Source organism: Nostoc sp. (genome assembly GCF_041747015.1).
Taxonomy (GTDB): Bacteria; Cyanobacteriota; Cyanobacteriia; order Cyanobacteriales; family Nostocaceae; genus Nostoc.
Window position 1 is genome coordinate 1 of record NZ_JBGTFY010000322.1, and the last position, 14,834, is coordinate 14,834.

14 protein-coding genes and 1 tRNA gene are annotated in these 14,834 nt (G+C 39.4%); 11 read left to right on the plus strand and 4 right to left on the minus strand.

What is annotated here, in order from left to right; translation table 11 throughout:
* A partial coding sequence (locus ACEW80_RS26000; protein WP_373529371.1) for an ATP-binding protein occupies positions 1-966 on the minus strand: 966 nt, incomplete at its 3' end.
* A gap of 91 nt (positions 967-1,057) precedes the next feature.
* Here ACEW80_RS26000 and ACEW80_RS26005 point away from each other — a divergent pair.
* The 5 genes from ACEW80_RS26005 to ACEW80_RS26025 all read left to right on the plus strand — a co-directional run bounded on the left by ACEW80_RS26005 (position 1,058) and on the right by ACEW80_RS26025 (position 5,407).
* The gene (locus ACEW80_RS26005) at positions 1,058-1,636 is read left to right on the plus strand and encodes a Uma2 family endonuclease (RefSeq protein ID WP_373529372.1); all 579 of its coding nucleotides are present in this window, start codon (positions 1,058-1,060) and stop codon (positions 1,634-1,636) included.
* 266 nt (positions 1,637-1,902) lie between these two features.
* A complete protein-coding gene (locus ACEW80_RS26010; protein ID WP_373529373.1) occupies positions 1,903-2,511 on the plus strand; it encodes a hypothetical protein in 609 nt (202 codons plus the stop codon).
* A 551-nt stretch (positions 2,512-3,062) separates the two neighbouring features.
* Positions 3,063-3,854 carry an NYN domain-containing protein gene (locus ACEW80_RS26015; RefSeq protein WP_373529374.1) on the plus strand — a complete coding sequence of 264 codons (792 nt, stop codon included), beginning with the start codon at positions 3,063-3,065 and terminating at the stop codon, positions 3,852-3,854.
* A gap of 139 nt (positions 3,855-3,993) precedes the next feature.
* Positions 3,994-4,680 carry a ribonuclease III gene (gene rnc / locus ACEW80_RS26020; RefSeq protein WP_373529375.1) on the plus strand — a complete coding sequence of 229 codons (687 nt, stop codon included), beginning with the start codon at positions 3,994-3,996 and terminating at the stop codon, positions 4,678-4,680.
* Positions 4,681-4,852: 172 nt separating this feature from the next.
* On the plus strand, positions 4,853-5,407 hold the full coding sequence (locus ACEW80_RS26025) for a peptidoglycan-binding protein (RefSeq protein WP_373529376.1): 555 nt from the start codon (positions 4,853-4,855) through the stop codon (positions 5,405-5,407).
* A gap of 50 nt (positions 5,408-5,457) precedes the next feature.
* On the opposite strand, the gene ACEW80_RS26030 is transcribed toward ACEW80_RS26025, so the two are convergent.
* Together ACEW80_RS26030 and ACEW80_RS26035 are read right to left on the minus strand one after the other, a co-directional pair.
* On the minus strand, positions 5,458-7,878 hold the full coding sequence (locus ACEW80_RS26030; RefSeq protein WP_373529377.1) for a sucrose synthase: 2,421 nt from the start codon (positions 7,876-7,878) through the stop codon (positions 5,458-5,460).
* A gap of 444 nt (positions 7,879-8,322) precedes the next feature.
* A tRNA-His gene (locus ACEW80_RS26035) sits at positions 8,323-8,395 on the minus strand.
* 124 nt (positions 8,396-8,519) lie between these two features.
* Between ACEW80_RS26035 and ACEW80_RS26040 the strand changes: the two genes are divergently transcribed.
* The 6 genes from ACEW80_RS26040 to ACEW80_RS26065 all read left to right on the plus strand — a co-directional run bounded on the left by ACEW80_RS26040 (position 8,520) and on the right by ACEW80_RS26065 (position 13,405).
* A complete protein-coding gene (locus ACEW80_RS26040; RefSeq protein WP_373529378.1) occupies positions 8,520-8,903 on the plus strand; it encodes a DUF4359 domain-containing protein in 384 nt (127 codons plus the stop codon).
* Positions 8,904-9,158: 255 nt separating this feature from the next.
* The gene (locus tag ACEW80_RS26045) at positions 9,159-9,374 is read left to right on the plus strand and encodes a hypothetical protein (protein WP_373529379.1); all 216 of its coding nucleotides are present in this window, start codon (positions 9,159-9,161) and stop codon (positions 9,372-9,374) included.
* Between the two features lie 873 nt (positions 9,375-10,247).
* A complete protein-coding gene (locus ACEW80_RS26050; protein ID WP_373529380.1) occupies positions 10,248-10,631 on the plus strand; it encodes an EamA family transporter in 384 nt (127 codons plus the stop codon).
* 162 nt (positions 10,632-10,793) lie between these two features.
* On the plus strand, positions 10,794-11,150 hold the full coding sequence (locus ACEW80_RS26055; protein ID WP_373529381.1) for an EamA family transporter: 357 nt from the start codon (positions 10,794-10,796) through the stop codon (positions 11,148-11,150).
* A gap of 85 nt (positions 11,151-11,235) precedes the next feature.
* Positions 11,236-12,540 carry an NAD(P)/FAD-dependent oxidoreductase gene (locus ACEW80_RS26060; protein WP_373529382.1) on the plus strand — a complete coding sequence of 435 codons (1,305 nt, stop codon included), beginning with the start codon at positions 11,236-11,238 and terminating at the stop codon, positions 12,538-12,540.
* Positions 12,541-12,580: 40 nt separating this feature from the next.
* On the plus strand, positions 12,581-13,405 hold the full coding sequence (locus ACEW80_RS26065) for a glycosyltransferase family 2 protein (protein WP_373529383.1): 825 nt from the start codon (positions 12,581-12,583) through the stop codon (positions 13,403-13,405).
* Between the two features lie 9 nt (positions 13,406-13,414).
* Here ACEW80_RS26065 and ACEW80_RS26070 read toward each other — a convergent pair whose 3' ends face one another.
* Positions 13,415-14,812, minus strand: a complete 1,398-nt coding sequence (locus ACEW80_RS26070; protein ID WP_373529384.1) for an amidase — start codon at positions 14,810-14,812, stop codon at positions 13,415-13,417.
* Between the last annotated feature and the right edge of the window lie 22 nt (positions 14,813-14,834).

Sequence of the window (14,834 nt, forward strand, 5' to 3'; positions counted from 1 at the left end):
CAGTTCCACCGCACGGCGCAAATCTTCAGCATTTACTGTTGTTCGTCCCTCCAAAGCCGCCGCCGCTTTGGCAACCCGCGTGGCGAATAACTCAGCGCGATGTCCCTGAACTCCGCCGCGTATAGCCTCATCCACTAAGTAGGCAATTTGTTCATGGGTGATGATTACTTCTTTCAACCATTCCCGCGCCAAGATGATTTGGGTTTTGAGGGAGTCCAAGTCTTCGTTATACTGCTTGAGGAAGTCTTGAGGAGATTGAGAATAGGCGATCGCAACTTCAACTGCTGCTACTCTTTGATCTAAGCCGAGTACACCGTCAGCAGAGAGGGCGATCGCAATTCTATCTAGTAAATGCTCCCTTAATCCGCCTTCTTCTGGGTTGTAGGTGGCAATAAATAAGGATTTACACGGATGCTGAAAACTAATCCCTTCCCGTTCAATTTGGTTGCGTCCGTCAGATAATACTGTTAGAAGCTGATTTGATATTTGGTCATCTAATAAATTAATTTCATCTACGTACAGTACACCCCGGTTAGCTGTAGCGAGTAAACCGGGTTGAAAAATGGTATCACCTTCTTTTACCGACTTTTCAACATCTACAGAGCCGAGGAGTCGGTCTTCGGTGATACCTAGAGGAATTTGCAAAAAAGGCGCTCTGATAATTTCGATGGGAACATCTTGAATGTCTTTATCTCCGTACTCCGCCAACAGTTGATCATCCCATTCTTCTGGGTGGTTGGGGTCACAATTACTGATTGAGCCTTTGACAACTTCAATGGGCGGTAGTAGAGCGTGGATAGCACGAGCCATCACTGATTTTGCCGTACCGCGACGACCTGCGATCGCCACTCCCCCCAAACCAGGATCAACTGCGGCTAACAGCAAGGCTAATTTAATTGCTTCTTGACCGACTACGGCACTCAAGGGAAAGGCAGTGATCGTGGAGTTGATAGTAGGCGCAGGCATGGTTAGCTTTCATAGCGAGTCTTGGCCTTTAGCATACCAATTTCTGACACATTTAGAATAAGTATTATGGCAATCATAAAAAGGTAAGGTTATGAGTATTGCTCAGGCTAAACGCTTCACACTGGATGAATACCACAGGCTTGGAGAATTTGGCTTTTTCCATGAAGATGACCACATTGAATTAATCAACGGGGAAATTATTGAAATGGCAGCCAAAGGTACAGCCCATGAAACTTGTTTGCGAAACTTGTTGCGGGAACTTCCAAAACTTGTAGGTGATCGGGCAACTTTGCAATCTCAAGCTCCGATTACGTTGCCACCTAATAGTGAACCTGAACCGGATTTTGCTATTCTTCAAAACCGAGATGATAATTATCTGTCGGCTCACCCTAAACCCGCTGATATCTTATTGGTGATGGAAGTTTCAGATTCTTCTTTGGGCTATGACCAAGATGTGAAAATTCCTCTCTATGCTCAAGCAGGTATTACTGATTATTGGATATTTAATTTATTCGATAATTATTTGGAAAGCTACAGTGAACCATATCAGGATAATAAAGGTAAATATGGTTATTTAAATAAGCGAATATTCTTATCAAATCAGGTAATAAATTTTCCCTATTCTCCTGATTTATCTCTTGATTTAGCTAGGGTGTTTCCGCCCAAGTAAAGTATTAGGGAAGTATTGGGCGAATAGAATAGAGCCTCCGGCACGCTGACGCGAACGCAACTACACAAACGAACGCGAACAGCGTCTTGCAGAGAAGTCCACCTCCGTGGACTAGTACAAAATAAAGGTTCTTAATCCACGGAGGCGGTCACTGAGCTTGTCGTTGGCGCAGCCTCTCGTAGAGAAGTGTGGGTTTTGTCTGTGTAGCCGCAACTTCTAGTCGCCAGGGCTTTTCAAACAACCTCTAAGACCAAGGAGTAATTTTTATGGCTTATAGTGATTTCAAACTTATTGAAGTTATTGATTTTTTTGGTTTAGTTATCCACGAGTCATCGGGACTATTTGCAAATGTACAGGAGCAAGAATGTAGTGATTTATTATCTACTCTACTTAAAGAAAATGTTGATTTAGCAGTAGCTATAAGTTCAGAAAAAGCTCGAAGCGAAATGATAATTAGTCCAATTTTGTTAGAAATTAGACGGAAATTTAATTATGAAATAAGTTTGTTTTCTGGAGTTGATTTTACTGTTGATAGCCAGCGAGGATTAAACGGATTTTGTGATTTTATTTTGAGTCTTTCTTCGGAGCAGTTGCTTGTGCGTACTCCGGTGATTGTCCTAGTAGAAAATAAAAATGAGAATTTGAGGTCTGGTTTAGCACAATGTATTGCCGAAATGGTAGCTGCCCAGTTATTTAACGAGAGAGGTGGAAATCAAATCAAGGCTATATACGGTGCTGTTACTATCGGTACGATATGGCAATTTCTCAAACTTGAAAGCAATATAGTTTCGATTGATTTAAGTGAATATTATATTAAGGATATTAAGAAAATTTTAGGTATTTTGTATAGTGCGATCGCGCAAAATAAGCCATAATTTATTTATTAACTAAATAAATTAAATGCTGGTTTTGAAAGAATACCATAGATGATTGTTAAGGTTGATGGATATTAGGCGATGCCTTACGACAAGCCTCTACGCTTCTACAAATCTTCATAAAAACTATATTGACATTCAAGATTCAGTCATGCGATTATGTATATAAGACAGAATCAATAACCACACTATAAAGCGCAGGTTTTTGGTGTTGTCTCAGCAGCAGAATTCCTAGTTTCCTGCCGAGCTTCAGTGTCATCCCTTCGGCTGAATATTCAGCTCAATATCAAGTCAATTGATTGACTAGACTTTCAAGGGGAAGACAAGATGTTGGGATAAATGTTCAGGGGAAAGGATGACGCAAAACTTGGTGGGAAGCCAGGAATTCTACGGCTGAGACTTAAACCAAACGAAAGCGATGTTAGTGGTAGAGAGCTTTATTGCACGAAAGTACTTTTTGAGTACAAATTCGTCGTATAAAGTTCTGCTACTGCTAGATGTGTAATTTGTTGAAGCTGTCCAGTTTACTAAAGAATACTGGATATATTACAATGCTACACGCTAATCAATCTTCCAAAAAAAAGCAAACAAGCCAGCAGCTACCTCTAGTTTCCATTTATTGGGATTATCAAAACGCTAAATTAAGTCCATCTCAGGCTAAATCATTGCTGGATTTAGCCAAATCTAAAGGGCGTGTAATTAGCAAAAATATCTACTACAATTCACAACGTGAAGATCAAGCTGCTGTAAAAGATGATTTAGACAATCTTGGTTTTAACTGTCTTGATGTTCCCTGTCCTTTAAAAAATAGTGCAGATAACCAATTAATAGCCGACTGCTTAGAGGAACTTCACAGTAATATGTCTCCAGATAAAATTATGCTCATATCAGGAGATGGAGACTTTGTAAAATTAGTTCACAATCTGCAAAAATTGGGGAAACAAGCTATCATCCTTGCTCAAATAGGTAATGTAAAACAAAAGCTTAAAGAATTAGCTGATGAATTTTACTTTTTAGACGATTTATCCCAATTAATTAGCGATAAAAATCAGCCTCAAATTATTTCCGTTGTGTCTCAAATTAATTACAATGAGGCTAGAAAGTATCTAATTGAAGCTATCGACACTGCTTTAAGCCAAGGTAAGCCTACCGTATTTAGTCGCATTGATAGATTGATGCGTCAACGTTGTGCTAACTATTATGGATGCTCATCTATTTCTACGACTGATGGCAAGAAATTTAAAAACTTTAGTCAGTTTATTGATGCTGCTGTCAGGGATGGTAAAGTCCAAAAGCAAAATCAGGAATTGTTTTTAATTGAGTTAGACAAACTAGCAGCCTAAAATAGCTTTGAAAAACCTAGTTGATTAGAAAGCTGGGTTTTACCAAGATACCGCGATTTGCGGTTTTTTCATGTCTAAAGACAATAGCACTTGTACAATTTCCCAACAGTCAATTTCAGCAACAAGACACAAAATAAAAATGCACAAGCTTCTAATATTCCATGATGAAAAACTTCTGCGTCGTGCGCTTACCCACCGTTCTTATGTCCATGAAAATCCCGGAGAAGGCGAACACAATGAACGCCTAGAGTTTCTCGGTGATGCTTTGCTGAATTTCTTAAGTGGCGACTATCTATATAGTTGTCACGCAGAGATGGGAGAAGATGAATTAACCCGGCGGCGTTCGGCGCTGGTAGATGAAAAGCAATTGGCAAAGTTTGCCGAGGAGGTAGGTTTAGACTTTAGGATGCGGTTAGGAAAAGGTGCAATTCGAGATGGAGGCTACCAAAATCCTAATTTGCTCAGTAGCACCTTTGAAGCAGTGCTTGCTGCTTACTATTTGGATAATGATTCTAATATTGAAGCAGTTCGGGCAATTATAGAACCACTATTTGATTCTGTAGATCCTAAGCATATAATTGTGTCTCGCTCTAATGTAGACTCAAAAAATCGCTTTCAAGAATGGGTACAACGCAATGTTACGCCAACTCCTCCCAAATATTTTACAGAACATATAGGAGGCCCTTCTCACGCGCCAGAATTCATCGCAAAAGTATTGGTAGATGAAAAAATTTACGGCGAAGGTAAGGGACGCAATAAGAAAGATGCAGAGAAAGCTGCTGCTGAAGATGCACTAGCTAAGTTGAAAAAACAAGGTTTGTTGTAGAGATGATTTTCATTTTACGCAAAGGCGCAAAAAAGGATTTTGGCGTTGCATAATAAGGTATGAACATACCGCAATCACCAACGCCGATTTTTTATTTGGTCAGTATGCCTATCCTGGACAGCAGTACTATTGTCTGTTAAAAGAAATATTGGTTTAAGTGAAATGAACTACAATGACAGAAATTGGCCTGATGATGACAAGCGTGTTAATAACAAGACAAGCATCTAGTTCCAATTTGCCGGAACAGCAATTATTTCAGCTGGAAAATGACGTAAACCAGTCAATACAGAGTCAGTTAGAGATAACTGTCCAAGTCACACCACCTGAATTCATGCAGACAGATGGAACTTCCCAGGCTTTTCCCTCAGCGATCGCACTAGAGAAAGAAGATATACTTAAAAAAATCAGCAAAAATAATCAGTTCCTAGCTTCTTCTGGCTTAGGTGAGTCTAAGAAGTATTCTCAATCCAGGGGTAAAAGCCGTGTAGAGGCTACAGGAAAGTTCCTGAAGTTTAGTAGCCAACCTCTACCGACTCTCTATTTCGGTAGCTCTGGGGTTGGTGTGAGAGCTTTACAACGGCTGTTAGTGTCTAACGGTTATGCCGTTAAAGTGGATGGGATTTTTGGGGCGCTGACAGAGACTGCTGTCAAAGCCTTTCAAAACCAGCAGAATTTAGCAGTGGATGGAATAGTTGGTCAACGAACTTGGCATACATTGACAATTTAGTTATTACCTAGTCATTTGTCCTTAGCTAGTAACAAATGACTAAGTAATAACTAACGGTACTTGTGCTGCTCTAATAGCTGTTGCGCTCTTGGCTTGTAAATTAAATAGAACAAAGCCTCAATATAACGCAACAAATCTTCCCGATTGTCTTTCGATGTAAAGTTCCAGAAGCCATAAATCCGTGCTAATGATAACAGCTTGGTAGTGTGAATTTTCCAAGTATAAGTGCTGTGAACTCGGTCAATACCTTGTTGAGAGATTTCATTCCAAGAGCTAGGATTTTGTTGGCATTTAATGATAAACTCCACAATTTTTGCGGCTGTCTCGTCTAAATTCGTTGGGTTAATGTAAAAGCCATTAACCTTATCTTGAATAATCTCCAGTGGGCCACCAAACTGTGTGGCAAAAGTCGGTAATCCTGAAACCATTGCTTCTAAAATTGTCAAACCAAAAGCTTCAAATAAAGCTGGTTGTACAAAAATTCCCTGATGATCGGCAATCACTCGGTAAATTTCACCAGAATCAGTTTTAGACAGGCGTACACCCAGCCAACGAATCTTACCGTGGAGATTGTACTTGTCAATTATTTGGTAGAGTTTGATAATTTCGTCGCGCTCTTCATTGTCACCTGATTCTTCTACACGCAACTTACCCCCTACCAAAATTAAGTTGCAATGTTCTTGTAATTCTTTACTTTCACCGAAGCATTCAGCTAAACCTGTGAGGTTTTTGATCCGGTCAAGACGTGCCATTGAGAAGAGAGGACGCTTGCTAGGATCGTCGAATTTGCCAAAGATTTGGGTAGGGTCTTCCAGGGTAAAGAGTATTTCTGCAAGGCGTTGGCGATCGCTCTCCACTCGGTCTTGAGTCTGCGAATAAGGAAAATAGTAATTCTCGTTTACTCCAGGCGGTACAACATTAAATTTAGGACTAAATAATTCAATCCCGTTCGTTACATGATACAACTCCGGCATAGTAAAGCATTTATAAGACTCATACTGTCCTACACTATCCGGTGTCCCCACAATTTCCTGGTAGGTGCTGCTAATGATAAAATTGGCAGCATTCATTGCTAGTAAATCAGCCGTAAATTGTAAGGAAAAATGATATTTATCTTCTAAATCTTGCCAGTAGAGGTTACTGAACAAGTATTTAGATTTTTCTAAAGCGTGGGCGACATTGCATTGAGTAACTTTCAAACGCCGTGCGAGCAAAAATGCTACCAAGTTCCCATCAGAATAGTTACCAACTATTAAGTCAGGTCTGCCCTGAAATTCAGCCCGCAGTTCTCTTTCTGAGTCTATGGCGTAGGTTTCTAAATAAGGCCAAAACTCAAACCGAGAAATCCAGTTTTGAGTCATCTTGGGATTAAATTCTCGCAGAGGTACTCGCAAAATCCAGGCATTTTCAGTACCGTGGACTTTTTCTAGTCGTTGATTACACAGAGTGCCATCACTATTGGGAATTAAGCGGGTGAGAATAATCACCTTTGGCTGGACATTCAATCCCTCTAAACCAGCTAGCAGGACATCCTCTTGTAGCTGCTTTTCTAAACTTTTTGCCTGATCAAGGACATAAACCACCTGACCGCCAGTATCAGGACGCCCCAAAACTCCCTCTTGCCCAAACCAACCGTGAGGTGACACCAAGACGATTTTAAAAATCATCGGGATGCGAGAAATGAAGGCTTCTAAAGTCTGAGGATCAGGAGAATCAATCAATTCATCAAGAATATTTAAGGTTTCCTGCACGCGCCCGACAAGGTTACCCCATCCTGGTTCAAAACCCATTGTTTGCAATTGGAACCGGAATTGTTCGTAGGGTTCATCATTGGGGCGATTGTTAACAAAAGCTATAGCTTTCTTAACTTGCTCGGAAAGTTGCTGCTGTGATTGAATGCGATCGTTAATTAGCAGCTGGACACCGTTGTATTGATGCAGGCGCAAGAAACTAAACAAGCTTTCCAGCAATTGTTTAGAGTCTTGAAATAGTTGGCTGGATAAATAGCGGTTGAGAAATTGTACTCCCTTGCCAATATTTTTGGGGTCGCGGATAACTGGGGTGTAGTCATAAAACGGGCCGAAATCCAATTCTAGCAGGCCGCCCTCGTTAGGATGAAATTTGTTCACCAAGCGATCGCGCAAATCGAGTAAATCCTGCACCGTCATCGGCTCAATGCTCAAGTCTGATGTCAACCAATAAACTTCTTGACTGGCAATCTTAGAACGAATGATAAAACATAAGCTTGAGTCCTCCTGAATAATTTCCTGAGTATAGTAAATAAGTTTGCCCAACTCAGAGGAAGTGTAAAAAGCCTCAGGTTTCTGGGACTTTGAGCAATACTCACTATATACATTGAGTATGTCGTTCCGTAGCAAGTATTTCTTTTCTTGTTGGCGTAATTCACTAATGAAGGAACGCAAATCACTTCTTTCTTCACTATCTAAGACTGCTTGGAGCAATTCAGACATGGCAACTCCACTAGATGACGATGTTTGTATTGTTGACTTTCAAGGCGAGACAAATAAACCTTCACCTTTTCTTAGACCACATATGAACACGAAATAACACAGATAAATTATATTTATCTGTGTACCTACAAGTATCAACTTTTCAGCAGGCACTTAAATCATGTTCTACTTTACTTAAAGTATCTATAACTCAGTATTTTTGGTTCTAACTAAAGGAATACAATTTTTATTTAAAAACTTTTAACGCTCAGATTCCCGACTTCTCTACCTTGTAGGGTGGGCATCTTGCTCATCCCACAAAAAGTAGTTCGGTATTTTTTATTTGTCAGTCGTCCAGATCATAAACTCGTAGATGGCAGATCCTTGCTAAAGCAATGGTTATGAATGTTTATAACCACAATCCACCTTCTACAAGAGTATAGGTATTAATATGAAATTATCTAGGGCGAACGATGGGAATTGAACCCACGAATGGTGGTACCACAAACCACTGCCTTAACCACTTGGCTACGCTCGCCATTCAACAATTTGAATTATAGCAATTATTTGGCAAGCGATCAAGAGTTTTTATTCAAGGAACGGACTCAGTTGATTTAGAGTCTCTGGAATCTAAGGATTACAATGAATTTTACTTGGCAAACATGAAACCCTTAACCATCATTGCATATACTGGAGCAGCAGCAGGACTCGCCGCCTTGGGTGTGACAATGGCGAAGACTAATCCCAGTCAGGTTGAATATGAAGAATATGCAGTGCAACGGCTGACAAAATACTTAAAAACCGATGTATGCAAAAAAACCACCAATCTTATAGAAAATTTAATCCGTTTTAATTGTGATCAGTTGGTTGACTCGGCTAACCCGCAAATCCAAGAAATTATTGCCAGGACTACAGAAAGACAAAATTACATTATTTTTAGTGTTTACCGTACAGATTTAAAAATAAATTCTTGGATACCTTCTTACAAATTTGAAACTGTGGGAGCTTTTGATCAATTTTATACTTATACTGCCGAAGAACAATAAGACAAGCAGTAGAGGAAGAATATAATGCATGGCCTAGCTGGTGCGTTTTTCGACTTGTAGACACGCACCAAAAGACTTAAAGCACGGTGGCAACTGGCGTAAGATATAAGATTGCGTAATCTTGACTTTTCATAATATTTATTTCGATCGAGTGTTGTAGCTAAAACCTTATTGGTAGTAGAATTAGCCACAATTCCAAAAACAATTTCAATTTATTTCATAGACACTACAACTTTTAGTTTGGAGGTGAGTAAAATGCCTTTGTTTTTCTTGATACCATTGTGTACTGCTTTATTCACTGGCTACTTATTTAAAAAGGGTACTGATGAAATTGCATATATCGCGGGTGTATTTGCAGCTATTAGCTTGATTGTAAGTTTAGTGTTAGCACCCTGGCAGCTTCAGCTTGGATTGTTAATCATTGTCTTCATCATTACTAACAGACTTTTGCAGGAAAATGAGTCCAAATAAACTCAAGCTACAGGAAAATAACCTAGAGAAACTAAATGATATCAACTACCATTAACTAATTTTCTCAACTTTAAACTGCTGTAAATTATCAGAGAGTTAACCCAGGTATACCCTAAAAATAGAACTTGATACTTTTTTTAGGGTAAATCTTTGCGTGTGGGTATGATCTTAATGGAATACTTCCTAATAACTAGGGTTTGCGGGGTGAGAAGAGTGACATTGGCCAGTGTCTACCCTAGACGACTTAAAATTTTTCACAGTTTCGATTTTATGAAGTTTTTGTTTAAGTATATTTTCGGTAGATAAATTTTTGATGAAGTATGACGATAAATTTGTAACGTGCTTTTATCGTGGTATTCTAGTAACTGATTACATGTAACAATAAATCTTTAAAGAAAATTCTTGATAAAATTACGTGTAATAAAACACAATCAAGTAAAGCTAAATATTATTAATGCAAAAATATCTGGAATCCCATTCAATCAGCATAAACTCTCGGTTTCTCAGCCGAGACTAATTTGAATTAGCGGTTAGAGTCGTTAACAACTCAATTTTGACATTCAATAAAGTTCTTTAGAAACCTGTAGACTCCTCCGTTAAATATGGGGTCAAATATGAGTTTAGTGATCGCACATTGCTAAATAAGCTTTGTCATAGGTAAATTTGTCGCAAAGCCCTCAATTTTTCATATACTCTGCATCCTGTGTAACTTGGATATTGCGATCGCACTACTAAATTGATCTTGAAGCATAACTAGCTGACACCAAATATTTGTGTAATTCACAGAGGTGTGACCGAAATCCGAAACATTTAAAACGGCAGGCTGTTTACTGTCCGGTTCATACCTGCTACTTCGATTGAGGTAAATGTACAATGAAATCTGTGTCGCAATTTTCAAGTTTTCAAATAATTCCTTATATCATCCTATTTGTTAGTATTTTATTTAGTATTTCTGGTCAATTGCTGATGAAGCATACCATGAGCAATACAAATGAGGGACTATTTACTTGGGCATTTATTCAACAATTAGTGTTATCTGTTAGTGTTTACTGCTTAGGAATAGCAAATTGGATATTGGCTTTGCGATCTGTAAAATTGAGTATTGCTTATCCACTAACTAGCTTAAACTACGTCGGGATACTTTTCGGTTCATACTACTTTTTTCATGAAGTGATTACACTAACTCGAATAGCAGGAGTTATGACTATTTTTTTAGGTGTTCTTTTGGTGGTTATTCCACTGAAAAAGTCTATTTGAAGAAAAATTCAGAAGTCAGAATGAATCAGTCGGGGAACTCAGACCCACGACTCGCTACCGCTACGCTATCCGCCACTCGTACAGAATTCTTATCTGTTTTCTGACTCCTGAATTCTGTTTCGATAAATTTTCTAGAGTAAATTCTACAAAAAGTATTTACAAATGAACATCATTACTTGGCTACTTTTAATACTTGTAGTTTTATTGGGAACAATAGCTAACCTGTCACTAAAATATGGACTTCACATTTCTAGTCCGACTAAAGGAGCAAGCGCATCTATCCGAAATCTGTTATTGTCTCGTTATTTTCTGATTTGGTTTATCTGCTATACATTTATGACTATATTGTGGCTTTATGTATTGCGGATAATTCCTCTGAGTCAAGCATTTCCAGTTCTAGGATTAATGTATGCGCTTGTACCGATTGCTTCTCACTGTCTTTTAAAAGAGGAGGTTAGATTTAGCCAGTGGTTAGGAATTTCCGTAATTATAACTGGCGTAGTTCTTGTTGTAAACTAATAGCTAATTATAGAGGTTAATTGATATTAACGACATCTGAATATAAATCTCAAAAATATCTTTAATAGTAATCCAAATTTAATTTATGAATATAGGCATTATTGGCGGAGGCATAACTGGGCTAGTGTTAGCACAACGTCTTTCACATCAAGGACACACAGTAACTATCTTCGATAGCAACAAACAACTCGGTGGATTAACTACCTATCATGATTATGGGTTATTTACCTGGGATCGTTTCTATCACGTTATCCTACCTTCTGATACCCACTTGATAAATTTTATTAGAGATATTGGCCTTGGAGATAAACTGCGTTGGCATCGAAGTCTAACAGGGTTCTACGACAATCAAAAATTTTATTCTATCAGTAACACTATAGAATTTTTGCGCTTTCCTCTGTTTGGACTTATAGGTAAAATCAGATTAGCTTTTACTCTACTGTATGGTTCCCGTCTTAGTAACTGGCGGCGCTTGGAGAAAATTTTAGTTGAAGATTGGCTATTGAAACTTGGTGGTAAAAATACATACGAAAAGCTTTGGAAACCTTTGCTTCTATCCAAGTTAGGAGAGAACTATAAGCGAATCTCATCTGTCTTCATCTGGGCTTATATCAAACGACTGTTTTCAGCGCGCGATTCTTCATTAAATAAAGAGCAACTTGGTTATGTCTCTGGTGGTTACAAAACTGTTTTTGACCATTTAGAAAAATTAATTTACGCGGCTGGAGGTCATATCCACACAGGTATTGAGGTGAAATATATCGCACCTAATCCAGAGGGTGGAATGTGGGTAGAATATCAGGGAAAAAAAGAACATTTTGATAAAGTTATTTTTACTGGGCCAGTTAATATCCTGCAACAGATTGTTGCTAATGAACTGGTAAAAGTTTCCAATACTCGTGAGACAGTAGAGTATTTAGGTGTAATCTGCATGGTACTTATTACTCGCAAGGCTCTGGTTCCTTATTACGTAGTAAATATTGCCGATAGAAATATTCCTTTTACCGGAGTCATCGGTATGAGCAACCTAGTTTCTTTGGAAGAGACAGCAGGATATCACATGACATTCTTACCAAAATATATACTTTCTACTGACCCGCTGTTAAAACAGCCAGATGATGAATTGCGCCAAGTATTTTTCCAGGGGATACGTTTGATGTTCCCAGAACTCAAAGCAGATGATATTGTCGCAGCACACATTAATCGAGCTATTAAAGTACAGCCACTACAAGTTTTAGACTATTCAAATCTTGTTCCAAAAGTAAGTACTGAAAACGATGATTTTTTCGTCGTTAATACCTCGCAGTTGGTCAATGATAGCGTCAACAACAACGCAGTCGTGCGACACGTCGATGAATTTCTTAATAAATCAACATTACTGAATTCTTGAAATTTAAGTAATGGTATTTTAAAAATAACACGAGGTTTTTATGAGTCTTTTTGTTCTTTTACCCGCATACAACGAACAAGAATCAATTCGCCCCTTGTTCAAAAAGTTTCAGACATTGCAGCAAATCTCTAATATGGAGATAAAATTGATTCTTGTTGATGATGGCAGTCGTGATGCAACTGCACAGACTGCAATAGATGAATCTCAATCACTGGGTATATTGCTGAAATTAGTACAACATCCCAAAAATGCTGGTTTAGGTCAAGCAATTAAAACAGGTTTCACGACTTTCTTAGAAATTTCTAAAGAAGGCGATTTTTTAGCTGCGATGGATTGCGACAATACTCAACCACCAGAATTGTTAATAAAAATGTATGACACCATGATAGCTGGTAGCTATGATATTGCGATCGCATCCAGATATCGAAAAGGCTCTAAAGTCATAGGTTTATCAAAATTTAGAGAGATAATGAGTTACGGAGCCAGCTGGCTTTTTAGAATTGCAGCCCATCTACCAGGTGTCAGAGACTACACTTGTGGTTACAGGCTGTATAACCGTACTTTCATCAGTAAACTGGATAGGCATTATGGGGACAGTTTATTTACCGAAAGTGGATTTGCTTGCATGATAGATTTACTGCTGAAAGCCAAAGTCCTCAAACCAAAAATCGTAGAAATCCCAATGGTTTTAAGATACGATCAAAAGCCCACTGCCAGCAAAATGAAAATCCTTAAAACTATTACTCGAACACTAAAGCTCCTGTTTAAGAATCTATCATCGACAGGAAAAACTTCCAATTTAAATCAGATTTTCAATGAGCAAGAAACAGCAAGAGTTCCACTGAAAATAGAAAATCGTAAATAAACCATAGAATTATGTTGCCAAGGCTGGCCGATGCCCAATCCAAGGGTTAGCCGCTTCTAATTGTGCTGCTAGGCTGATGAGTGTGGCTTCAGCGGCAGGTTTGCCAATTAGCTGTACACTGATGGGTAAACCATTACTATCAAAACCTACAGGAATTGCGATCGCTGGTTGTCCAGTTGCATTAGCAGGCGGACAAGGGGCAACCCATTGAATAATATTTTGGAATGTCTCTTCTGGACTTAGAGAAGCCCATTCCCCAACGCGGATAGGTGAATGTAGATAAACTGGCAATACCAGCACATCCACGGTATCGAAAAACGCCACAATCTGCCGTGCTACTATCTGCATTTGGGAAACTGCTTGCATATACTCAACAACAGAACCTGTACGTGCAAATAGCCAGCGATTCACAGGTTGTAAGGCTTCAACAGGAAGTCCTGACGCAGCTACCCCAGCTTGCCAAACGATTTGAAATGGTTCAATTAAACCACTGAAATCTGGGGATTTCTGTTCAACTTGATGACCGAGTTCTTCTAATAACTGGACTGTTTGTCGGACACCCTGCTGACAATTGGTATCAGCTTCTCCCAAAGGAAAAATGCTCGTGTCAAAAGCAATTCGCAAAGCACCGAGTTTTGTTTGAGTAGCGGCGAGAAATGATGGTTCGGGATCTGGCAACCAATAAGGATCGCCTGTGACATAACCAGATATAGCATCCAAAAGAGCAGCAGCATCAGCCACAGTCCGGGCGATCGGTCCGTTGGCGGCAATTCCAGCCAGACGTTCGCCTACGGGTGCTTTACTCACTCTGCCTCTTGATGGCTTGATTCCCACCAAACCACAACAAGCCGCAGGCCCCCGAATCGAACCGCCACCATCAGAACCTTGAGCGATCGCACACAATCCTGCTGCTACCGCCGCCGCCGCGCCACCACTGGAACCTCCAGGAGTGTATTCTAAATTCCACGGATTTCTGGCTGGGGGAAAACCCGTAGGTTCGCTGTAAGGCAATGAACCTAATTCGGAAGTGGCTGTTTTACCGAGAATAGTAAATCCAGCTTGCCTAATGCGAGTCACAACGCCATCATCATAGTTAGGGATATTGTTCAGTAATGCCGGATTTCCAAAAGTACAGGTAACACCTGCTACAGCGTTGAGGTCTTTAATGGAAATCGGCACACCAAAAAATGGCGGTAGTTCTGAGGTAGTTGTCAATAATTCTGTTTTGGCTTTGGCATCTGCGATCGCTTCTTCTGCCATCACCGTAAAATAACTTCCTAATTGGGGATTCAACTGCCCAATCCTTTCTAAATATATTTCCACCAACTCTAGCGGTGATACTTCCCGCCGACGAATCAATTGCGCCAACTCTAGTGCTGGGGTAAATGCTAAATCAACTTCATTCATAGGTTAGTGAATGGGTAGTTTT